Origin of the sequence: Chitinophaga sp. 22620, from assembly GCF_052044405.1 — a bacterium.
GTDB lineage: Bacteria > Bacteroidota > Bacteroidia > Chitinophagales > Chitinophagaceae > Chitinophaga.
Genome location: NZ_JBQEMV010000003.1, coordinates 497,998 through 519,587, shown reverse-complemented (window position 1 = coordinate 519,587; position 21,590 = coordinate 497,998). Strand labels below are relative to the sequence as shown.

General features: G+C 53.5%; 22 protein-coding genes. 5 read left to right on the top strand and 17 right to left on the bottom strand.

What is annotated here, in order from left to right:
- Positions 1-186: 186 nt before the first annotated feature.
- The 10 genes from ACTJIK_RS17550 to ACTJIK_RS17505 all read right to left on the bottom strand — a co-directional run bounded on the left by ACTJIK_RS17550 (position 187) and on the right by ACTJIK_RS17505 (position 12,144).
- Entirely contained in the window at positions 187-1,428 is a 1,242-nt protein-coding gene (locus tag ACTJIK_RS17550; RefSeq protein WP_440648443.1) for a hypothetical protein, read from the bottom strand.
- Positions 1,425-2,594, bottom strand: coding sequence for a glycosyltransferase (locus tag ACTJIK_RS17545; protein WP_440648441.1), 1,170 nt, complete (start codon positions 2,592-2,594; stop codon positions 1,425-1,427). The genes ACTJIK_RS17550 and ACTJIK_RS17545 overlap by 4 nt, the downstream gene beginning before the upstream one ends.
- A gap of 2 nt (positions 2,595-2,596) precedes the next feature.
- Positions 2,597-4,147, bottom strand: coding sequence for a lipopolysaccharide biosynthesis protein (locus tag ACTJIK_RS17540; RefSeq protein WP_440648439.1), 1,551 nt, complete (start codon positions 4,145-4,147; stop codon positions 2,597-2,599).
- A 2-nt stretch (positions 4,148-4,149) separates the two neighbouring features.
- Positions 4,150-5,247, bottom strand: a complete 1,098-nt coding sequence (gene gmd, locus ACTJIK_RS17535; RefSeq protein ID WP_440648437.1) for a GDP-mannose 4,6-dehydratase — start codon at positions 5,245-5,247, stop codon at positions 4,150-4,152.
- A 19-nt stretch (positions 5,248-5,266) separates the two neighbouring features.
- Positions 5,267-6,214, bottom strand: coding sequence for a GDP-L-fucose synthase (fcl, locus tag ACTJIK_RS17530; RefSeq protein WP_440648435.1), 948 nt, complete (start codon positions 6,212-6,214; stop codon positions 5,267-5,269).
- Positions 6,215-6,292: 78 nt separating this feature from the next.
- Positions 6,293-7,312 carry a mannose-1-phosphate guanylyltransferase gene (locus ACTJIK_RS17525; protein WP_440648433.1) on the bottom strand — a complete coding sequence of 340 codons (1,020 nt, stop codon included), beginning with the start codon at positions 7,310-7,312 and terminating at the stop codon, positions 6,293-6,295.
- A 27-nt stretch (positions 7,313-7,339) separates the two neighbouring features.
- Positions 7,340-7,849: a UpxY family transcription antiterminator gene (locus ACTJIK_RS17520; protein ID WP_440648431.1), complete on the bottom strand. Its 510-nt coding sequence runs from the start codon at positions 7,847-7,849 to the stop codon at positions 7,340-7,342.
- Between the two features lie 318 nt (positions 7,850-8,167).
- Positions 8,168-10,543, bottom strand: a complete 2,376-nt coding sequence (locus ACTJIK_RS17515) for a GumC family protein (RefSeq protein WP_440648429.1) — start codon at positions 10,541-10,543, stop codon at positions 8,168-8,170.
- Between the two features lie 10 nt (positions 10,544-10,553).
- Entirely contained in the window at positions 10,554-11,381 is an 828-nt protein-coding gene (locus ACTJIK_RS17510; RefSeq protein WP_440648427.1) for a polysaccharide biosynthesis/export family protein, read from the bottom strand.
- 130 nt (positions 11,382-11,511) lie between these two features.
- Positions 11,512-12,144 carry a response regulator gene (locus ACTJIK_RS17505; protein WP_440648425.1) on the bottom strand — a complete coding sequence of 211 codons (633 nt, stop codon included), beginning with the start codon at positions 12,142-12,144 and terminating at the stop codon, positions 11,512-11,514.
- A gap of 330 nt (positions 12,145-12,474) precedes the next feature.
- Between ACTJIK_RS17505 and ACTJIK_RS17500 the strand changes: the two genes are divergently transcribed.
- Together ACTJIK_RS17500 and ACTJIK_RS17495 are read left to right on the top strand one after the other, a co-directional pair.
- On the top strand, positions 12,475-13,494 hold the full coding sequence (locus ACTJIK_RS17500; protein ID WP_440648423.1) for a sensor histidine kinase: 1,020 nt from the start codon (positions 12,475-12,477) through the stop codon (positions 13,492-13,494).
- Positions 13,491-13,856, top strand: a complete 366-nt coding sequence (locus ACTJIK_RS17495; RefSeq protein WP_440648422.1) for a response regulator — start codon at positions 13,491-13,493, stop codon at positions 13,854-13,856. The genes ACTJIK_RS17500 and ACTJIK_RS17495 overlap by 4 nt, the downstream gene beginning before the upstream one ends.
- On the opposite strand, the gene ACTJIK_RS17490 is transcribed toward ACTJIK_RS17495, so the two are convergent.
- The 5 genes from ACTJIK_RS17490 to ACTJIK_RS17470 all read right to left on the bottom strand — a co-directional run bounded on the left by ACTJIK_RS17490 (position 13,851) and on the right by ACTJIK_RS17470 (position 18,575).
- Positions 13,851-15,314: a capsule assembly Wzi family protein gene (locus ACTJIK_RS17490; RefSeq protein ID WP_440648421.1), complete on the bottom strand. Its 1,464-nt coding sequence runs from the start codon at positions 15,312-15,314 to the stop codon at positions 13,851-13,853. The two genes, ACTJIK_RS17495 and ACTJIK_RS17490, sit on opposite strands and share 6 nt — an antisense overlap.
- Positions 15,315-15,422: 108 nt before the next feature.
- Positions 15,423-15,725 (bottom strand): hypothetical protein, encoded by a 303-nt coding sequence (locus ACTJIK_RS17485; protein ID WP_440648419.1) that lies wholly within the window; start codon positions 15,723-15,725, stop codon positions 15,423-15,425.
- Positions 15,726-15,956: 231 nt separating this feature from the next.
- Positions 15,957-17,204, bottom strand: a complete 1,248-nt coding sequence (locus ACTJIK_RS17480) for a glutamate-5-semialdehyde dehydrogenase (RefSeq protein WP_440648417.1) — start codon at positions 17,202-17,204, stop codon at positions 15,957-15,959.
- A gap of 11 nt (positions 17,205-17,215) precedes the next feature.
- Positions 17,216-18,256, bottom strand: a complete 1,041-nt coding sequence (gene proB / locus ACTJIK_RS17475) for a glutamate 5-kinase (RefSeq protein ID WP_440648415.1) — start codon at positions 18,254-18,256, stop codon at positions 17,216-17,218.
- 52 nt (positions 18,257-18,308) lie between these two features.
- Positions 18,309-18,575, bottom strand: a complete 267-nt coding sequence (locus tag ACTJIK_RS17470) for a hypothetical protein (RefSeq protein WP_440648413.1) — start codon at positions 18,573-18,575, stop codon at positions 18,309-18,311.
- 165 nt (positions 18,576-18,740) lie between these two features.
- On the opposite strand from ACTJIK_RS17470, the gene ACTJIK_RS17465 reads away from it, so the two are divergent.
- Positions 18,741-19,205 (top strand): LexA family protein, encoded by a 465-nt coding sequence (locus ACTJIK_RS17465; RefSeq protein ID WP_440648411.1) that lies wholly within the window; start codon positions 18,741-18,743, stop codon positions 19,203-19,205.
- Between the two features lie 101 nt (positions 19,206-19,306).
- Here ACTJIK_RS17465 and ACTJIK_RS17460 read toward each other — a convergent pair whose 3' ends face one another.
- Together ACTJIK_RS17460 and ACTJIK_RS17455 are read right to left on the bottom strand one after the other, a co-directional pair.
- On the bottom strand, positions 19,307-19,522 hold the full coding sequence (locus tag ACTJIK_RS17460) for a hypothetical protein (protein ID WP_440648409.1): 216 nt from the start codon (positions 19,520-19,522) through the stop codon (positions 19,307-19,309).
- Between the two features lie 81 nt (positions 19,523-19,603).
- Positions 19,604-20,557 (bottom strand): AraC family transcriptional regulator, encoded by a 954-nt coding sequence (locus tag ACTJIK_RS17455; protein ID WP_440648407.1) that lies wholly within the window; start codon positions 20,555-20,557, stop codon positions 19,604-19,606.
- Positions 20,558-20,983: 426 nt separating this feature from the next.
- On the opposite strand from ACTJIK_RS17455, the gene ACTJIK_RS17450 reads away from it, so the two are divergent.
- A complete protein-coding gene (locus tag ACTJIK_RS17450) occupies positions 20,984-21,178 on the top strand; it encodes a YwbE family protein (RefSeq protein WP_120514707.1) in 195 nt (64 codons plus the stop codon).
- A gap of 123 nt (positions 21,179-21,301) precedes the next feature.
- The gene (locus ACTJIK_RS17445) at positions 21,302-21,535 is read left to right on the top strand and encodes a hypothetical protein (protein WP_440648405.1); all 234 of its coding nucleotides are present in this window, start codon (positions 21,302-21,304) and stop codon (positions 21,533-21,535) included.
- The last annotated feature ends 55 nt before the right edge of the window (positions 21,536-21,590 follow it).

The following is a 21,590-nucleotide window of genomic DNA, read 5'->3' as shown; positions in this document are numbered from 1 at the left end:
CGGCCGCGGCGGATCAGGCAGCCAGCTGGCGATGCTGTAATAGAGGTACAGCAAAAAGCTTTTGTACAACGAAACGTTGGAACGTTTGAGGAAGTACAGGGGATTGTCCCTGTACATTTTGACCTTTCCTGTTTTGGCGTCTACTTTTTCCTGGAATAACTGTTCTGTTGTCATGGATCAAAGGGTTTATGCATGGACAGGTAAACTGTAAGCCGGGTCTTCTTCTTCCTGCTCGCTTACCAGCGCGTAATAATTATTCATGATAATGGCGGCCAGCCCCGGTATGTACAGCCGCAGGTGCTGGAAGGGGGAGAAGAGGAAGGTCCAGATCAGCCCTATGAATATCAGCACCAGTACGGGGTACAGCGCCAGGTCCTGCCCGTTGCGGATAATGTACAATCCCATTTTCACGACCTGCCAGAAGAGGAACAGCACCGCCAGGAATCCGCCGAGCCCCCAGTTCACCCAGGCGCCCATCAGCACGGAATGGCTGGGAACCAGGATGGTACGGCTTTTCACGCGTTCCGGATTCAGCTCCGCGTCGTGGTACATCAGCAATATCATGTGGTATTTTAATGATTTGTCTTCCGCCCAGCTGCCATGCCCGAACAAAGGTTTGTCCGCAATAGCGGCGCCGGCGGCAAAGGTCTCCGCGCGGCCGGTCATAAGCAGTTCCAGCGGGTTGTAAGGATTAGCCAGCCGTTCTATCTGCGTGCGCGAGTGCTCGCCGCCTATTTCGCCGTTCAGCACGGAACGGACATAAAAAGTATATGCTACCTGGAACAGCACGGCGAACAGCACAGCGAAAAAGATGATCTTTTGCCGGGAGATCTGCACGTTGTTGTTCATCAGATAGGTGATCACCGCGCCGATGAAGAAGATCACGCCGGTAGACCGGCTGTCGAACGCGAAACAGAGCAGGCTGGCCCCGATCAGGACGGTGAGCGCCATTTTCAGCTCACCGCGCTTATACAGCTGGTACAGCACCAGGTACACGGCCATGGTGAGGATGGGGGCGATCTTGAACTTGAAATAGCTCATGTCCGAATCCACGATATCGTCTGTATAGATAATGTTCTTGATCATGGTCATGAACAGGAAGAACAGGATGGTAGAGGTATCGTTCAGGGTTTTGAAGAGTACAATGAACGAAAGTATGGCGATGATGGTAGCCGCCCATCCGCGCATGTAGTTCTGCGGGGTGTTGCCCACTATCAGCAGGTCCGTCACCATTTGAAAAAACAGCAGCACAAGCAGCGCAACCAGTATCTTTTTAAGATACGGGTAGGTCTTCAGATCTTCAGGCCGGTAGGTGAACGGCGCGGCCAGTATCACCAGCAGCTCGCTGAGCCAGAGCTGGCCTACGAGGTTCACCTTGATGGTGCTGAGCATGGTGTACAGGAACACGCCTGCTTTTTTTATATTCATTCTGCTGCCATTTGGTGAGTAACTACCGGCGCTTTCTGCGCGGCAAACCGGAGGATATGCTCCAGCCGCCTGCGGTTCACGCCGGCGCTGTATTCTTTCATGAAATCTTCCCGCAGCAGGCCTCCCAGCGGACCTTTCCCTGAAAAGGAATGCACCGCGTGGCGGAAGGAAGCGGGGGTGTTGGCCACAATGAAATTATCGCTCAATACGCCTTCCACGCCTTTGGAAGTAGCGATCACCGGGGTGCTGAGCGCCATGGCCTCCAGGCATTTGAGGCGGGTGCCGCTGCCGTGCAGCAGGGGAATGAGCACGCCGGCGGACTGTGCGATGTAAGGTTTGATATCCGGCACTTTGCCGATGGCTTTGATGTTCTTCCATTCAGTGGCGCCTTTCAGCTGCTGCAAAGCTTCTTTGGAGTGGCGGCCCACCAGCAGCAGCTCGAACTTCTCCGCCAGCTCGTCGTTCCACACCTGGTCTACCAGCCATTTCAGCCCCTCGAAGTTCATGAACATGGAAAAGTTGGCGGTCATGGCCAGCCGGCGCGGGTTCCTTTCTTCCCGGAGGGTATAATCGTTCTCGTCCAGGAAGTTGGGCACCACGAATATTTTTTTCGGGTCAATGAAAGCGGCGTGATATTGCCTGTCGGGCTCGCTGACGGTCATCACCGCCGCGGCCTGCGGGAAGTAGCGTTGTTCGTGTGTTCTTTCCAGGTTCACCAGCTGGCTGCGGCGCAGCTTCTGCACGAGGCCCTGGGCGGGCTTCTGCTGCGTATGCTCGGCCTGCGCGTTATGGGTGCCCAGTATCACGGGTATCCGGCTGGCGTTGAACCAGGGAATGTATTGTCCTACAAAACCATAGTCGAGAACCGCCACTTCGATGTTGGTGATGCTGCAGATACTGGCGAAAAGCTTCAGTACGGCGGGGTCCTGCCGGAAATAAAATTTCCCCGTCAGCCTGTCTGCCAGCGTGAGCGCCGGTGGTGTGCAGGTGTAAAACGTTACGCCGGGGATGGCATGTTCGTCCAGGTCCACCTGCTCTTTGTTGCCGATAATGGCATGAACGCTGTGCCCCAGGGAGGCCAGCGCTTTGAGCAGGTAACAGCTCCTGATCTTTTCCCCGCCGTTTTGCGGAAAGGGTGATATGGTGGTGAAGAATAAAATGTTCATGGTCAGTTTGCGTTTAATACCGGGCTTTTACGGGTGATCTTCGCCAGGGCCTTGCCGGCCATTTCTGTCAGTTTCTGCAATTCGTATGGTGAAAGGCCGAAGAACCTGATCAATACTGCCAGCGATACGACCGCCAGGCAGCCGGTGGCCAGCAGCCGTACAAAACCCGCTTCCATGGTGTAAGTGGGAATGAGGGCAATGCAGGCCGCGATGGAAACGGGCAGCAGCGAATGCCATACCACGTTCACCATAAAGCTGCGCACCGGTATGCCGGTAAGGCGTTTGGCCGCCAGCATGCGGTAGGCCGCGATCACGCATTCGATCAGCAGGCTGAGCGCGAGCACGGCGGCAGGAGGGAAGCCCGCCTGCAAAAGGAAATATGCGCCGGGAATGTTCAGCAGCAGGAGGGAGAACAGCACGAGCTGGAAGGTCTTGATCCTCCCCACTGCCTGCACGGCCATCTGCAGGCCGCCGGAAAGCTGGTACACGAGCGATCCCGCAATGATCAGGCGGCAGAAGGCCACGGTATGGTCCGGGTAATTTTTTAACCAGATATGAAGGATATAAGGCATTTCGATAATGGCCGGTATGGCGAAGAAGCTCAGCAGGAAGAACGCGAATTTGCAGGCCATAAGGCTCAGCATCACCATACGTTCGCGGTTGCCGCTGCCTTCGCTTTTCACGAGCTGCGGGTTCAGCGCCTGCAGCATGGTCACGGCAAAGTAGCTCAGCTGCGCATTCACCTGGTTGGCAATGGCAAATGCGGCATTGATCACCGTTCCGAAAAAAACGTTCAGCACCATGGCAATACCCTGCGTTTTGGCGATCACGCCTGAAGCGCCTACCATGGCCCAGCCGGAGTAGGAGAACATTTCCCTGAGCAGGCCGCGGTCGAAATACTTCGCGCTGATGCGGCTTTCGGGATAACGCGCGGCGCAGTAGCTCCATTTGAAAAGCAGCAGCGCCACCAGCAGCAGGGCCAGGCCCGCGGAATAGAACACGAGCTTGTCCCCGCCCAGGTAAGCCAGGCTCACCGCGAGCGCGAGCTTTATTACAGATTCCACGATGCCCATCAGCGCCAGCAGCAGCATATTCTCATGGGTGTTGATCATGGCGTCGTAAGGCACGGACACGATGGTGAAAAAGGCACTGGCGGTCATAAAATGGAAAATGACGCGCGCGGCGCCCAGCCTTTCCGGGGGGATGTTCAACACGTGGTTGAATAAATAGATACCTGATAACTCCAGCAATCCGACCACGATTACGCTTATGAAGAGGTGCAGCCAGATGCCGGAGTTAAATGCTTTTTTGAGTTGAAGCAGGTTGCCGGAGCCGAGGAAAAACGACATATACCGCTGGGTGCTGAGCGTCATGGAGCTGTTCAGAAAGCTCAGCATGGCCACAATGCCCGCCACCAGGTTGAATATCCCGTAATCCACGGCTCCAAGGCCGTTCAATACAAGGCGCGTGGCATACAATGCGATCAGCATGGTGACCAGCATCTTGCCGTATAGGAACCCCGTATTTAAAACTACTTTGTTTGCTGCCTGCATTATTAACCCATCAGATGTTCAAATTGTGCAATATCTTTTTTGCGGAACAGCTCCACGTCGGAGGCCACCATTTCGCGCACGAGGTCCTGCAGATCGTATTTCGGTTCCCAGCCCAGTTTGGTTTTGGACTTCGTGGGGTCGCCAATAAGCAGGTCCACTTCGGTGGGGCGGAAATATTTGGGATCCACCGCTACCACTTCTTTGCCGATAGGCAGGATGTAATCTTTATTGCGGCAGGCGGTCACCACGGCGATCTCGTTCACGCCTTCGCCGGTGAATTCCAGCTCGATGCCCAGCTCGTCGAACGCCATGCGTACGAAGTCGCGTACGGGGGTGGTGATGCCGGTGGCGATCACGTAGTCTTCCGGCTGATCCTGCTGCAGGATGCGCCACATGGCTTCCACGTAATCTTTTGCATGGCCCCAGTCGCGGCGTGCGTCAAGGTTGCCGAGGTATAATTTGTCCTGCAGGCCCAGCACGATGGCTGCGGCGGCGCGGGTGATCTTGCGGGTAACGAAGGTTTCGCCGCGCAGCGGGCTCTCGTGGTTAAAGAGGATGCCGTTGCAGGCGTACATGCCGTAGGCTTCACGGTAGTTCACGGTGATCCAGTAGGCGTATAATTTTGCCACAGCGTAAGGGCTGCGGGGGTAGAAAGGCGTGGTCTCTTTCTGCGGCACTTCCTGTACAAGGCCGTACAGCTCTGAAGTGCTGGCCTGGTACACGCGGCATTTGTGTTCCATTTTCAGGATGCGCAATGCTTCCAGGACGCGCAGCGTGCCGATGCCGTCCGCATTGGCGGTGTATTCCGGCGTATCGAAGCTCACGCGCACATGGCTCATGGCGGCGAGATTGTAAATTTCGTCGGGCTGGGTTTCCTGGATGATGCGGATAAGGTTGGTGCTGTCTGTCATATCGCCGTAATGAAGGCGGAAGCGCACGTCCTGGCTGTGAGGGTCCTGGTAAAGATGGTCGATCCTTTCTGTATTGATAAGGGATGCGCGGCGTTTGATGCCATGTACCATGTATCCTTTCTCAAGGAGGAGTTCCGCGAGGTAAGCCCCGTCCTGTCCGTTCACGCCGGTTATTAAAGCTACTTTCATATGATGCTGTTTTAGTTAATTATATCGCGTTGATGAGGGAAAATTGTTTTTTGACGAAATCGCTGTATGCAAGGTGGATGCCGGTTTCCAGGTCCACGCTGTGTTTCCAGCCAAGGCTGTGCAGGCGGCTTACATCCAGCAGCTTGCGGGGCGTGCCGTCCGGCTTGCTGCTGTCGAAAATGATCTCGCCTTCGTAATTCGTTACGGCCTTTACGGTTTCCGCCAGCTCGCGGATGCTGAGGTCTTCGCCGGTGCCTACGTTGATGGTTTCGGCGCCGTCGTAGTGATGCATGAGGTACACGCAGGCGTCCGCCAGATCGTCGGCAAACAGGAACTCGCGTTTAGGCGTTCCCGTTCCCCAAACGGTCACGGAAGGTTTACCGGCGGTGCGCGCTTCGTGGAAGCGGCGGATGAGGGCGGGCAGTACATGCGAATTCTCGGGATGGTAATTGTCGCCGATGCCGTATAAGTTGGTGGGCATTACGCTGATGAAGTTGCAGCCGTATTGCTGTCGGTAGGCTTCACAGAGTTTGATGCCGGTTATTTTGGCAATGGCGTAAGGCTCGTTGGTGGCTTCCAGGGGGCCGGTCAGCAGGCTGTCTTCGGTGATGGGCTGGGGGGCCATGCGGGGGTAGATGCAGGAGCTGCCGAGGAACATCAGCTTGTTCACCTTGTTCTCGTACGCGGCATGTATGATATTGGCCGCGATCATCAGGTTGTCGTACAGGAATTCCGCGCGGTACGTATTGTTCGCATGAATGCCGCCTACTTTCGCGGCGGCCAGGAACACATAATCCGGCTTTTCGGTGCTGAAAAATTCGTTCACAGCCTGTTGGTTGCGCAGGTCCAGCTCGCCTGAGGTGCGCAGCAGGAGGTTCTGGTACCCAAGGGATATGAGCTTCTTTTTGATGGCGCCGCCCACCATTCCACGGTGCCCGGCGATATAGATCTTATCTGTTAGTTTCATCTGTCAATATTTATCTTTTTAAAGGCCAGATGGAATCTCGCATGAAGATGCTCGGTTTCATCTGTTAGTTTTTTGCTTTTACAATAGTTCGGGACGGTTTTCTTTGATCCACTGGTGCAGCTGCTTTACATCCTGGCCTTTCCCTTTCTGCATGACGAGTATAGCGCCGGGGGTATCCACTACCACCATGTTCTCAACCCCTACCAGGGCCACCAGCTTTTCTTTCCCGATCACCATGCTGGTTTCGGGATTGCTGTTGATGAACACGGCCTGGTCGTTGCTATACTTGTAATGCTGCGCGAGCGCCTGGGTGAGGGCTTCGTAGCTGCCTACGTCGCTCCAGTCCATGTCGCTCGGCACCACTTTTACGCGGCTGCTTTTTTCCATCACGGCATAGTCGATACTGTCTGCCGGGATGGCTTGCATGTTTTCGAGGGAAAGTTTGCCGGTATCCAGCCATTCCTTTGCGGCCACGGCGGCGGTGGCGTAGATCTCAGGGGCGTACTGTTCCAGCTCTTCGAGCATCACGGCTGCCCGTGCGCAGAAGATGCCGCTGTTCCAGAGGTAATCGCCGCTTTGCAGCATTTTTTCGGCGTTGGCGGCGTCAGGCTTTTCAACAAAACGCACCACGTCGTTGCCTTTGTACTGGATGTAGCCGTAACCGGTTTCGGGGTAGGCGGGCTGCAGGCCGATGGTCACGAGGTGATCCTGTGAAGCCAGCTTGTGCGCTGCCCTGATGGTTTCTTCGTAACGCTCCGGTGTGCCGATGAGATGGTCTGCGGGCGTGATCAGCAGTATTTCATTGGGGTCTGCCACAAAAGCCGCGAGGGCAATGGCTGCGGCGGTGTTACGGCCAACAGGTTCCGCGAGCATGGCAGGGCCTTTCGCCCCGGCCGCGGTTAGTTGTGTTACGATGTCGGCGGCCTGTTCTTCATTGACGATGGCCGTAACTTCCGTGCAGGCAAATGCGTTGCGGAGCCAGGTGATTTGCAGCAGGCTCCGGCCGTCGAAGAGCGGCAGCAGCTGCTTGGGCGTACGGCGGTTGGAAAGGGGCCACAGGCGCGTACCGGCGCCGCCGCATAACAGGATATGATGCATGCTGTTTTAAATTGGTTCGGGTTAATGTCAGATTGCGGGTACCATCATTACTTCGTCTGCCGCAACATTGGCCACCATATTGTAGCCCAGGCTGCTCAGCACCGCTTTCACGCGGTTCTTGCCCAGTTCCACAATGCGCCCGCGGTAGTGCATCAGCGGGCCGGCGGTCACTTCCACCATGTCGTTGTGCCGCAGCGGGAATTTCTCAAGGGAAACGTCTTTGTAGTCGCGAAGGAAACGCTGGATGAGCTCAATCTCATGGTCAGGGATCATGGCCGGCTTACCCAGCCAGTACACGAAATTGATGATACCTTCCGTTTCACGCACCAGCTGCTTTTTGCTGTCTGGCACGCGCACAAAAACATAAGAGGAAAAAAGCGGCTCTTCCACTACTTTACGCCGGTCGCTCCATTGGCGGGCCACCTGGTTCAAAGGGCAATAGCTTTCGATCTGCCTTCTTTCAAGTGCGGAGGCTACTTTCTTTTCCCATCTCGGCTTGGTATACACGGCATACCAGGAGTTTGTTTCGTGTTGCATACGGTTAATTTTTACTGGTTAACGGATCAATGATCAATCGGGTTTTCATAACGGGGAACGTTAAAGGCGGGTGTATCGGCATGGCTTCGCCACCTCAGTCACATGGACTGCCAGTATTCGGTTTTTCAATAATTTCTTTTCTCATCTAATATGTTCAGGCACAATTGTGCTTAGTTTCTTTGTTCCGGACAGGAATGCCTTCCGGCTTTCCTGGTAAATGCCCCGTACATATGTTTTGTTCGTGGCGCATGTGTGGTTGTTTTTTGATTTGAAAGAACCGGGAAATGAGCGAATCATTCCCCGGTCACAGATCATATGTTACACCTTAAATATGCTCCTGATGAACTTCTTCTTCTTCTGCTGCTTGTTCAGCTCTTCCACGTAACCATAGCCGTAGCTCTGGGTGGTCACGCCGCGCGGCTTCACGCCGTTGAACACGATGTTCAGCTTCCCGGCCTCGCGGCTGCGGTACAGCTCGTCTATCATCTTCAGGTGGATCCTCGGCGTTACCTGCTGCCTTACCACGTACAGCGTCGCATCCGTGAAAGGCGCCAGCAGCTTAGCGTCTGTTACAATGCCCACGGGGGCGGTATCGATGATCACATAATCGAACATGGTTTTCAGCGTGTTCAGCATTTCCTGCAAACGGCCGTTCAGTATCAGCTCCGTCGGGTTGGGCGGAATCACGCCCGCGGGGAGGATGAACAGGTGGTCGTTGCCCGGCACGGGTTTCAGCATTTCCGGCAGCGGCGTTTTGCCTACCAGGAAGTTCGTAATGCCCGGCTCCCTGGGAATGCCCAGCATTTTGCTGATCATGGGCTTGCGAAGATCAAATTCCAGCAGCACCACTTTTTTGCGGATCAGCGAAAGGCTGATAGCCAGGTTGATGGAAATGAAGCTCTTGCCTTCGCCGGAAATGGAAGAGGTAACGAGCAGCGTTTTGTTGTCGCCGTTCACGCCCAGGTAGGAAAGGGAGGTCCTGAGCGAGCGGAACTGCTCTGCCACCAGGCTCCGCTTGCCATCGGCTATTACCACGGATTCCTTGTTGTCGTCGTGCATGATCTCGGCCACGATCGGCGCATCGGTCGCTTTTTCGATGTCTGCGCGCTGTTCGACCTCGCGGTTCATCATATCCCTGATGGTGATGATGCCTGCCACGAAGGCCACGCCGATGCCGATGGCCAGGGCCAGTACGGTCATTCTTTTCGGGCTGAAGGGGAGGCCGGCGGATTGCGCGGCATCCACGATGCGGCTGTCTGATATGGCCGCGGCATAAGCCAGGGCGGTTTCTTCCCGCTTCTGCAGCAGGAAGGTGTAAATGTTATTCTTGATGATCTGCTGGCGGCTTACCTCCAGCAGGGCCCTTTCTTTACCGGGTACGCTGTGCAGCATGCCCATAAAGCGGCCGTTGGCGCTTTCGAGCTTTTCTTTACCGGCTTCCAGGTTGGAACGCAGGCTCTGGATGTTTTCCAGGATGCCAGGCTTCAGCTTGGCGATCTGGCGGTCCAGCGCGGTGAGCACAGGACTGTTCTCCGCGGTGGTCTTACTGAGCTTCTCGCGTTCCATCTCGGCTTCGTTCAGCCTGCCGATCAGTTCCAGCAGCACGGGGTCTGTAAGGCCCAGGGTGGCGGGCACCACGTTCTCGCCTGCATTTCTGCCGGTCACATATTTTTCGATGGATTCCAGTACGGAGAGCTGCATGTTCACTTCGTTCAGCTTGCTGTCGTTCTCCTGCACGCTGGCAAGGAACAGCTTGCTTTGCTCGCCGATGTCCACAATGCCGGCGGAGGATTTGAACTGCTCCACCTGCCGTTCCACCTGGTTCAGCTCCCTGGTCACGATGCGGAGGCGTTCCTCCACGAAGCTCATGGTGCTGGCGGCTACGCGGTTCTTGTCTTCAATGGCGGCATGGTTGTACACGCGCACCAGTTCGTTCACGATGGCTTCACCGCGCATGGGGCTTACGTCGTTATAGTCGAGTTTGATAACGGTGGCCATTTTGGAGACCGGCGTTACCTGGAGGTTGTTCAGTAAGTTCTGGGCCGTTTTCTTTTCGCTGCTGATCTGCAGGTAACACTTGTGTTTCGGCATATGCGTGCCGGGCCTTGGTTTTATTACCATCCAGCCCCAGCGGGTGTTTACCGTATCGAAAACAGGGTAGGCCACATGGTCCAGCATCACGGTGCGGCGGGCTGAATCGTAGGATACGTCTACTTTTTCAGGGATGCCGTCTTTTATTTTTCCCGGTTCCAGGAACACGAATTCGAGCGGCGCATATTGATAGCTGAGCACATCGTTCAGCTGCCCTTCTTCATACATTTCACCGTACAGCTGCAGGTTGCGGGCTACCTGGCCGGCCAGCGTGCGGGAGGCCAGTATCTGCATCTCGTTCTCAATGTTCTTGTCTGAACCAAAAAGATCGAGGCTGCTCATCAGGTCCTGCTCGCCGCCCAGTTGTTTGGATTCTTCTTTCACAAGCAAAGTGGCGGAAACTTTGTAAACAGGCGTAGCGTAACGCAGGTAAGCGAATGCGGCCACGACGGCGGCGATCACCGCCAGCACAAAGAGGGGCCAGTGCGACAGATAACGGTACCTGATCAGCGCCAGCAGGTCTACCTGTTCCTGTGGCTGCATGCGTTTCTGCATGCCGGGTTGCTGGCCGTTAGGCCGTGTGATGTGCACGTTGTTGTTCATGTCTCTCGCGTTAATTGTTCACTATCAGCCTGTCCACCAGGATCACTACGAGGCTCAGCGCGCTGAGCACGATGGGGATCACTGTGTTTGCTTTGCTGGTGGTGGCTACTTTGGCTTTGGAAGGTTCCACATATACAATGTCATTAGGTTTCAGGTAAAAATAGGGGGAGCCCAGCATGCTGGCATCGTTCAGGTTCAGCCTGCGCGTGGTTCTTACGCCGTCCTGCTCGCGGATCAGCAATACATTCTCTTTTTTGCCGAATATGGTGATGTCGCCTGCCATGCCCAGCGCTTCAAGAATGGAGATCTTTTCGCTGGAAACATTCACAACAGTAGGGCGGGCCACTTCACCGAGCACGGTTACGCGGTAGTTGAGGAAGCGGATGCTTACTACAGGATCTACCAGCAGCTTGCGGTCTATCAGCCGCCGGCGGATCGTGTCCGTCAGCGCGGTTTTGGTAAGACCGTCTGCCTTGATAGTGCCCAGCACGGGGAAATCGATCGTGCCCTGCTGGTTCACGAGGTATCCCGCAACAGGATTGCCTGCTGCCGGCGCCATGGTGATGTTCCCGGCGGCAGTGTTTGAACCGGGAGAGTACGTATTGGGCAGGTTGTACATCATGGCTTCCTGCGGGTTCGCGGCGCTCACGTTGATCTGGAGGATGTCGTTCTTTTGAACGACGGGTTCAAAATCAACCTTCACGGCGGCGAGCGTGGTATCGTTCAGGTTATTGAAGTAGGCGGCTTGTTTGGTGTTCACGCAGGAGGTAAATAAACAGCCTGCCAGCGCGATGATTGCTAAGGTTTTTCTAAAGTATGGTTTCGGTCTTTCTGTCATCTGATCGGGTTTCGTTAAAATGTGATATGATCACATTACAAAACTACCACAGATGCGCTTTTTCAGAACTACTCACTATAGTATTAATAACGCAACATGGATGAAACGTGCTACTCATTAAAGTAGTCATTCAATACAGGCTGTTGCTCCAGATCTTCGAAATGAGCTCGCTCTTGGATGCAACGTTGAGTTTCTGGTAGATCTTTTTCAGGTGCTGGTTCACGGTAAACACAGTCACAAAGAGCTTTTCAGCCATTTCCTTGTAGGTGTAACCTTCTTTGAGCAGGTGAAGCAATTCGTATTCCCGTTTCGTGAGTTTGTCTTTCACGTATTCCAAGGGGTCTTTGCTTACGTGATCGATCAGCAGGTGCGCTGCTTTGGGAGAGAGGGTGCCGCCCTGGTTAATGGCGTCGAGGATGGAATGATATATCTCCATCAGCCGGCTGGTTTTTATTATATATCCCGCCGCGCCTTTCATGATGGATTCTATGACATATTGTTTGCCATCATGCCCGGAAAGCACGATGATCTTGGCTTCCGGGTAAATGCGCTTCAGTTCTTCCATGCCTGAAATCCCTGATTCGCCCGGGAGGGAGATATCCAGTAATATGGCTTTAACATCCGGATCTTTGTACGGTAAGGCTTTAAACTCCTCCATGGAACGGCATGCAAAAACGACTTTGCACTCCTGGAAGTCCTCCAGGAACTCCTTGTAGTTGTTAAGCTGGAAATGGTTGTCTTCAATAATTCCGATCGATATCATATTACGGGTAACATTATGCGATATGGTCTATAAAGGGTCTCTATATCAAATATAATTCCAAATTTCTTGCAAGCAATTCAAAAACAGCATTAAATTATTAACAAGCATCTAATAACGCATTACTTACTTAAGTAAGTAATAAATAAATTTCATATTAGTTGTAGATTTATATAACCGGAATTTTCCACAATTGCAATAAAAGTGGGGCGATCGTGCTGAAGTGCCGGATTCAATTGTTATCTTGCTTATCCATACACCTGTGTGCAGTTACCATATCTGACCATCCGGGAGACGGCTTCCGGACGTCCATGAAAACCTATATAGAAGACAATGAAGCCACAGCATTATATAAAAGTAACCCATTTGCTGAACGGGATCAAAGAGCCCGTATTGATTATCGAACCGACCGAGGGAATAGTCGAAAAGGCCAACAAGGCGGCGATAGATAAACTGGGGCTCTCCGTGACAGGCAAAACACTGAACGTTCCGTTCAAAGATGAATTTATGCTTGTTTCCGACAACGGTAGCAACGAAGAGACCCATATCGGCTTCTCCGCCAATCGTATCAGTATTGCACAAAAAGAATATATACTGGCCATCGGCAGAACCTCCGACAGTGAACAGCAGCTCCGCATACAGCTCCGCAATCTGGAGCAGGAAAAGGCTTTACAGGAGATGAAAACGAATTTCATGTCCATGACCTCGCACGAGTTCAGGACGCCGCTAACGGCCATAGCCGCGGCGGTAGACCTGCTGGAGACCCGCATCAAGCTGGACAGCATGATGAACCCGTTCTACCAGCAAAACATCCTCAAGATCTCCAACGAGGTATTTAACCTGAACACCATGCTGGACGAGATACTCACGCTCAGCAAGATCGTTTCCAACAATTATGAAGTAAATAAAACGCCGGTGAATGCGGTAAAGGTGATCGATTACCTGAACTACCAGTATTTTTCCGAAAGGAAAGATGAACGGAAGCTGGAAGTGAAGGTGGTGGGAGAGCCGCGCAAGATACCGGTGGACAAGGAACAATTTTCGAAAATACTGACCAACCTGATCAGTAATGCCTTTAAGTATTCCACTCATGAAAATCCGCAGATCAAACTGCATTATCACGCCCACAAGCTGGTGATCTCTATTTCCGACCATGGTATCGGTATCCCGCAGAAAGACATTCCGCACCTGTTCAATTCTTTTTACCGCGGCAGCAATGTTGACGGTATAGATGGCACGGGTCTTGGACTGGCTATCGTGAAAACCTTTACCGAGATGAACGGCGGAGAGATCAAGGTTACCAGCGAAAAGGGCAAAGGCACGAAATTCTCACTTACATTCAGGTATGCATGAACAGGACCATTTTATTGATTGAAGACAAACCCGCTTTAACCGACACGCTGAAAACCTTGCTGGAACTGCATGAATTTAATGTGCTCACCGCCAGCAACGGCGAAGAAGGTGTAGCCCATGCCAGGCAACACCATCCGGACCTTGTGATCAGTGACATCTTTATGCCGGTAATCAACGGTTACGAATTGCTGGAGATCTTTAAGAAAGACAGCCAGCTGCGGAACATTCCCGTATTGATGCTCACGGCCAAAACGGCCATTGATGAAATCAACCTCGCCATGAAAAAGGGCGCGGCGGGTTATGTAACCAAACCTTTTTTATTCCGGAACCTGCACGCTACGATCACCAGGCTGATCCTATAACCCCAGGTTCCATTGTATGCCCAGCATACCGCCGGTGTTGCCGCCGAAGTCCCCCCAATCGAAGGCAAGCCCGGCATTCACTGTTATTCCCTTTACCGGCGTAGGCCAGATGATCTCCTGCAGCGTGTACCATTGCGTCATGGTAGACGTGATGGGCTCTTCATGGTAATTGCCGAAGTTGCGCGTGAAAGTGAGCAGCGTGCGCGCTTTCAGTATCTGCGCAATATTATATTTCGCGCCCAGGTGCAGCCCGGTCACGCGGTTGTTGATGACGTTCCAGCCTCTTTTGATCACCGAATCCCTTGGCTGGTTCCAGTCGATCGGCTCCACGTCCTCAAAGTATTTGCTGCCGCGCGTACGGTTGATGAACAGCGGCGTGCCGATGATGTTGCCGCGGTATTCCCAGCCGGTGAGATATACGCCGTTGTTGTAATAACTTTCGCGCACCCGCAGCGGCAGCCAGTCGTTCATCTTTTTGGTGTTGATGAACTCGACGGTGGCCTTCTCCAGGATGGGGTCCTCTTTTTTGTTCACATAGCTGAGGCCCAGCAGGCGGTCCGTATTCTTGATATCAATGTTCTGCCCGGTTTCGAACATGCTTTGGTTGTACAGCAGCAGCTTCAGGTTATCGTTCTCCCACTGGATGCCGCCTTCCAGCACGCCGCGGTGGTCGCCGGGGCGGTTGGGCGCTATCTGGGTGTTGATCACCGTGCCATCGTCAGCCACCTTGCCGATCAGGATGTCCCAGTAATTAGAGAACGTATTTTTGATCGGTGGAAGATCGAAGCGGTTGCCGCCCCACACCGCGAAATGCTGGATGCCGCCGTACACTTTCAGGCGCTCCTTGCCGACGCGCAGGTACAGCATCTTTTCATGCAGGAACGCGCCTTTGATATACTGCTGGTCGCCCATCCAGCCGTGGCTGAACTGGCCTTTCAGCTGCACCCAGCCGTTGGTGAAAGGAATGTTCACATAATCTTTTAATGCAATGCTCACTTTCGGGACAGGCAAAGCGTTGCCGCTGATGCCCCAGGAGCCGGAGCTAAGCTCAGGGTCTGCCTCGCCGCTCACTTCCTCGTACCGGCCCGCGCGCAGCTCCAGGTTGCGGAACCCCGCCTTTATATACCCTTCTTCGAAGAATGTTTCGGAGAAATGGTTGTTGTTATAAAGGTTGAAACCGTATTTAAGATAGAGGTCGCCGCTGGCGTTCAGCGCATGGCTGTTACGCAGCATGATGTGCGAGGAAAGATCGGATTTGCGGTCGCTGATAGTACCAAAGCGTTTGGCGGTGAGCCAGAGCGGCTGGTAGTCTTTGGACGCCACGGTGCCTGTAACGCCTGCCTGTACCTGCAGTGAGTCGGTAAAGCGCGGAGTGCCGTTGAGTGGAATTTCTGGGCTCTGCTGGGCTATTACGGGCATGGAAAGGCCTATAAAGAATATGGTTATCGTAAGTCGCATAAGTTACCCTGCAAATTAGCGGTAACCCGGCGGTTCCAGCCTACTTAAACTAGTACTTATGAAGGCGGGCAGCCGGAAAATGCTACTCAAAAGGGGAGGATAACAAACTCAGCGCCGGTAGAGCACCACATCTTCCCCGCCTGCTTCGGCATCCAGCACCTGGTCCAGCCAGTCCGCAGGCAGCGCGAAAATATTCGGAAGGCCGCCCAGCAGTTCCAGCCAGCCGCTCATTTCGTCGGATGCTTCGATGGTTTCGCCGCTGAGGGTATCGAACACGAGGAAAGTGACCTCGCCGGGGTAGGTGTACACCTTGTAGGCGGCTACGCGCGTCACATCGTCCCATTGCAGGGTATTGTCAATGTCCTCGTCGTATTTCACGGACAGCTGTTCTTCGTCGAAATAAATATCCATCGGGCAAAAATATTCAATTGTTGCGGGAATTACGGCTGTTGAATTTTAACATTTTATTTCCGGCGTTTCGGGGTAAATTTATCCTTCATCAAATAAAAAGGAGGTATTCATGCAATCTACAGGATATTCATGGAAACCTTCGGTTGGTATCGCCTAACCGGGTTACTCCATTCAAGAAAACTGTTTTAGACGCGGACGCGTCACAGGGTGTGCTTTCGGGCACACCCTTTTTTATCTTACCTGCCCGTCTCCATACACCACCCATTTCTCCGTCACCAGTTTTTCCAGCGCAAATGGCCCGCGGGCATGCAGCTTCTGGGTGGAAATGCCGATCTCGGCGCCCAGCCCGAACACGCCGCCATCGGTGAACCGGGTGGAGGCGTTCACATATACTGCCGCGGCGTCCACCTCCCGTAGAAAACGTTCGCTGAGCGCTTCGTTGCGGCTCACGATCGCTTCGGAATGGCGGGAAGAGAAAGTGCGGATATGCTCCAGCGCTTCTTCTGCGTTGTTCACCACCTTCACGGAACATTTAAAATCGAGGAACTCGCGGCCGAAATCTTCCGGCTGCGCGTGCTGCAGCTGCGGGTAACCAGCCGCCGCAAGAATGGGGAATGCCTGTTCATCCGCGAATACCTCCACGTTGTAAGCGGAAAGGGAAGGAGAGAGCTGTGTGAGGAATGGCCCGGCCACCGCCCTGTCCACGATCACCGTATCCAGGGCATTGCAGACGCTGGGGCGCGATACCTTTGCGTTGGTCACGATGCGCACGGCCTTATCGAGGTCTGCGGTGCTTTCCACGTAGGTATGGCAAACGCCGGCCCCGGTTTCGATCACTGGCACGCGGGAATGTTCGCGCACATGGTCTATCAGCTGCTGTGAGCCGCGGGGAATGATGATGTCGATATATTTTACGGCCGTCAGCATTTCGGTGATCAGCGCACGGTCCGCAGGCAGCAGCACCACGGCGTCTTCAGCTACGCCAAATTCTTTCAGCGTTTCGCGAATGAGCCGCACGAGGATGGTGTTGGTATCAAACGCATCGGTGCCGCCGCGCAGCACGCAGGCATTGCCGGAGCGGATGCAGAGCGCCGCCACGTCTACCGTTACATTCGGCCGCGATTCGTAAATAACGCCCACCACGCCCAGCGGCACGGAGAGCTTACGCACCAGCAGGCCGTTATCCAGCTTTTTTTCGGACAGTACCTGGTTGGCGGGGTCGGGCAGGCGGGCAATGTCTTCCAGGCTTTCCGCCAGCGCCGCGATGCGCGCGGTATTGAGCAGCAGGCGGTCTTTTTTCGGATCGCTGTCTGCCATGCGGTCCAGGTCTTTTTTATTCTCGCGGATGATCGCCTCCGAATTGTCTGCCAGGCGCACGGCGAGCCTGCGCAGCAGCGCCTGCTTGCTGGAATCTTCCAGGGATTTTACCGAGAGGGTGGCCAGTTGCGCTTTTTCAAGCAGTGGTATGATGGATTGCATGATGGTCTTTTTTACAGTAAAACGATATCGTCCGCGTGCGCCACTTCCAGGTTCTGCGTGCGGCCTCCGCCGAGGGAGTCAGACGATACCTTGGCCCTTGCCACGGCGATCACCTGTTCGTTCTCATTTACAATTTCGAACACTTCCCCGCATTCAAATTTCTCCAGCACCTGTTTAACACCCACTGCCAGCAGGCTGTGCCGTTTTTCCAGGGCTTTGTGCGCGCCTTCGTCTACCAGCAGCCTGCCGGTTACCAGGCTGCCGCTGGCCAGCCATTTTTTGCGGGCGGGCATGCTGCAGGGTTGCGGGAGGCAGCGGGTGCCGGTTTTGCCGGCCGTGGCCAGCGCAATGCCGTCCGGCGTACTGATGCCGAATATCACCACTTCGATGCCCATACGGGTGGCCAGGCGGGTAAAGGTCAGCTTGGATACCATGCCGCCGAGGCCGAGGGAGGATTTTTTCGTATCTGCCAGGCCCAGTGCGCTTTTGTCTATCACCGGTATTTCGGGAACGATCTTTCCTTCCTTATCGAGCACGCCGCCCACGGAGGTGCTGAACAGCAGCTGCGATGCGCCGAAGCCCACGGCAATGAGCGTGGCCAGTTCGTCGTTGTCGGAGAATTTCAGCTCCAGGTCGCTCACCACGTCGTTTTCATTCGCGATGGGGATGATGCCGCTGGCCCACAGCTCCTCGTAGGTCTTTTTAAGCTGCAGGAACTGGTGTCGGCTGGAAAAATGCCTCCGCTCGCAAAGACTTTGCGCGATGGGGATGCCGTATGCGGAAAAATAGTGAGTGTACCGGTTGAGGAGTATCGGGTTGCCGATGGCGGCCGCGGCCTTGCGCTCGCTGATGGAGCCGCTGTAGCCTTTCAGGTAATGTTTGCCGGCGGCCACAGCGCCGGACGAAACGAGCACAATGTTATACTGGCTGTGCACAGCGGATACCTGCTGTGCTATTTCCGCTATCACATTTTCATTCAGCTCGCCGTTCTCACGTGTAATGGATGCCGTTCCGAATTTTATAACGAGGATGGGTTTGGTTGAAGTTTTCATGCCGGCATAAAAATATTCAAACCAACCGGCTTCTGCAAGCGGGAAGAAAGAACTAGGTCAATTGGGCGGTACGCCGGTCGAGACTGTCCAAAAAAATCGAGACGCTTTTCGTGTCGAATTTAGGAAGTACCAGCTCGTCGATCTTCACCAGCCCGGTCCTGAGCTTCTCAAACAGGCGGAACTGGTAAAGCTTGGGCAGGGAGGAGTTCCGGACGGCTTTCCTGATCTGTTCCAGCGTGGCCCTCCCGTCTTTTACAGTAAGGTAGTCGATGAAACACAACGGGCCTTTCGGCGTGCAATACACTAGTCTGGATGCCATAATGTTTAGTTTTTTGATCTTGAATCGTCGTGAAGAGAATGAAAGATAACACTTTTGTGTGAGAAACTGCTGTGTATTAACATAAATTAAAGTTTTGTTTTGCTGGGCCAATACCCAGCAGTTATACTGGCGGGCTGGGCTAGATTTGCTAAAAATATTAGTAAAATGAAAGCTGTTAACCATCGGAATGGCCTCACCTTTTATGCCGTTCAGCCAATTGAAGAGAAGCCCGTATCGTATGTTTCAACCCCCATTAAAGCCGGTTTTCCCTCGCCCGCGCAGGATTATGCCGAAGAAGATATAGACCTGGTGCACCTGCTTGGGATGGACAAGCCTTCCGTGTTCGTGGTGCGGGTGGACGGGCATTCTATGACGGACGCGCATTTGCCCGATAAGAGTTACCTCGTGGTGGACCGTTCCCTTAAACCTATGCCCAATGATATTGTCGTAGCGATCCTCAACGGCGAGTTTACCGTGAAAACCCTGGTGAAGTCCACCGCCGGCTGGATGCTGTACCCGGAGAACGCCATGTACGACCCGATCCTGGTGAGAGAGGGAGACAGCTTCCAGGTCTGGGGCGTGGTGGCGCAGGTGGTGATAGACCGGCGCGAGATGCGGAAGCGTTACTGAGGGGGCTTTCGTTATGGGAACATTTGCAAGACCACCGGCTGTAAAAGCATATAACCAGCTTATACAAAAGAGGCTGAACATCCGTTCAGCCTCTTTTTCGTTTATGCGTTCCGTTTATTTCCTGATATCAGCAGCACTACGCCTACCACTGCGATAATGCCTCCCGCGTAGGTGGGCCAGCCTATCCACCGGTTCTCTTTTTTGTTCACTTCCACCGGCCCTACGTCCAGCACTTCTTTTTCAGTGGTAACGGAAAAGCCACGGATCAATACCATGACGATGCCGATAACGATCAGGATAATGCCCAGTGTTTTCATATGCGTGCGTTTACCCGTAGAAGCGGCAATTAACATGCCACCGGCATTTTGGAGGGAAATTGGGGAGAATGGGTTACAATATCAGCCTGGAATGCCCCCGATAATGCGGTTTTGGCCGGAACTGATGACCTGGTAGGTACGTGGCGTAATGCCTTCTGTTTTTTTGAACACCCTGATGAAATAGTTCACATCCGAAAACCCGCACATATCGCTTACGCGGCTCACGCTGTGATTGGTCTGGCTCAGCAGCTGCTTGGCCATGTTCACCCTTTCGCGGTTGATGTATTCCAGCGGGGTGAGGCCGAACTGCTCGCGGAACCATTTGAAGAATATGTTGCGGCTCAGGTAGGCGTGCCTGCTGAGCGTATCTACCGCGATCTTTTCCGTGAGGTGCTCGCGGATGTAATTCAGCACGAAATGCTGGCGGCTGTGATTGTTGCTGGTACGGGCTTCGGAGATCACCTGCTGCATGTGCTGGCTCTGCATAAGGCGGATGAGCAGCTCCTTCAGGTTCAGGTCCGCAAAGATGTTCTTCGTGGTTTCGCCGCTGCTGCAAATGCGGATGAGCTTGTTGATAAGGCCGGATACCTCGTCGTCGTTCTCAAAATGATAGGTGTTGAACTGGAGTTTCCAGTTGCTGTGCTCATCAGGACTTTGATAATAGTTATTGAGATAATTCACCGTTTCGCGCACATACTGCCCGTCTACCGCCAGCGCAATGCACTGGGTGGGCGTTTCCATGTCCGCATCCGGGAAATCTATTTCCATGGGCTGGTTGGCCGGGAAAATGACCGTTTCGCCGGGCAGGTAGTCGAACGCGGGGCTGCCGGGCAGGTGCATTACCTTTTTGCCGCGCACCATGCTGGAGATGAGGAAATCGTTGAAGGAAAGCGGTACCCTGAACGACCGTTCGTAACATTCGTAGACGTTCAGTTCACAGTTGTTGAGATTAAAAACGCGGCGGTTCTCCACCAGCGTTCTGAGCTGCCTGGGAGGCGTGAGCTCGATCGGTTCCAGGAAACTTTTACGGGCCATAAGCGAACAACATATTACAATTTAAGAAATTTTTATTGTTGTGCCGGCAAATCAGGTACGATTGTGCTATTTAAAAGTACAAATGTCGATAGTTATTAATATAAATCTGGTCAATTTAGCAGGAGAAAGACTTTCGAAGAGCGATATCCTATGAGAAACAGTCGCTCGGATTATCAAGTGTTAATGTTCCGGGCAGTGGGGTGATAGCCGCTGCCCGGTTAATCTGAGTATGAGAGCAAGCACGTTATTGATTTGATCCGGAAACTGCCGGCGCGTATGGCCTCCCAGCATTTCAGACTCACGATAATGAGAAGGTTTGCCCCGCGATGGGTTCCGGGCAACATCAGGTTTCCGCCGGGAGACAGGGTGTGCCCCAGGCGGGATTTTTTGACGTAATTTGCGCCCTTCAGCAAAGTTTTTTTCAAAATGGACGGACAATACCGCAAAGATATTTACCCTGGCCTGGAAGTGGGCATTATCCTGAAAAAGGACCAACGTAGCGGCAAAAAGACATATGGAATTGTAAAGGATCTGCTCACCTCCGCGGCCTATCATTCCCGCGGCATCAAAGTGAGGCTGGAAGACGGACAGGTAGGAAGAGTAGCAGAAATTATCGGTTAAACGGAAGCTTATTATCTTTCATTGTTCTGTGACCGGAAAGCCGTCAGCACCCCGCTGGCGGTTTTTCATTTACTTTTTCGTTCCGGTGATTTACACAGGCACAACAATTGCAGGTACAGTAGTATGAATACATTCCACATTACATACAACAGCCATAACGTTCCCGTGTACAGGGAAGAGGAGGACCTTTACGTCGTTACACTGCCGGGGAAAACGCTCTACCTTTTGCGGAAAGAAGATAACGAAGGCGCCGCCCACTGGTTTGAGGAAGGAGCGGATAATGAAACGCCTGAAACAAAGGAGATCGGTATTGCCATTGAGCAGGCAGTGATGGGCTCCGTGGAGAACGGAAAATAATCCGTTCCGCACAACCGGTTTCTCCCGATGAAAGGCATCTTTGCGGGATAATCCG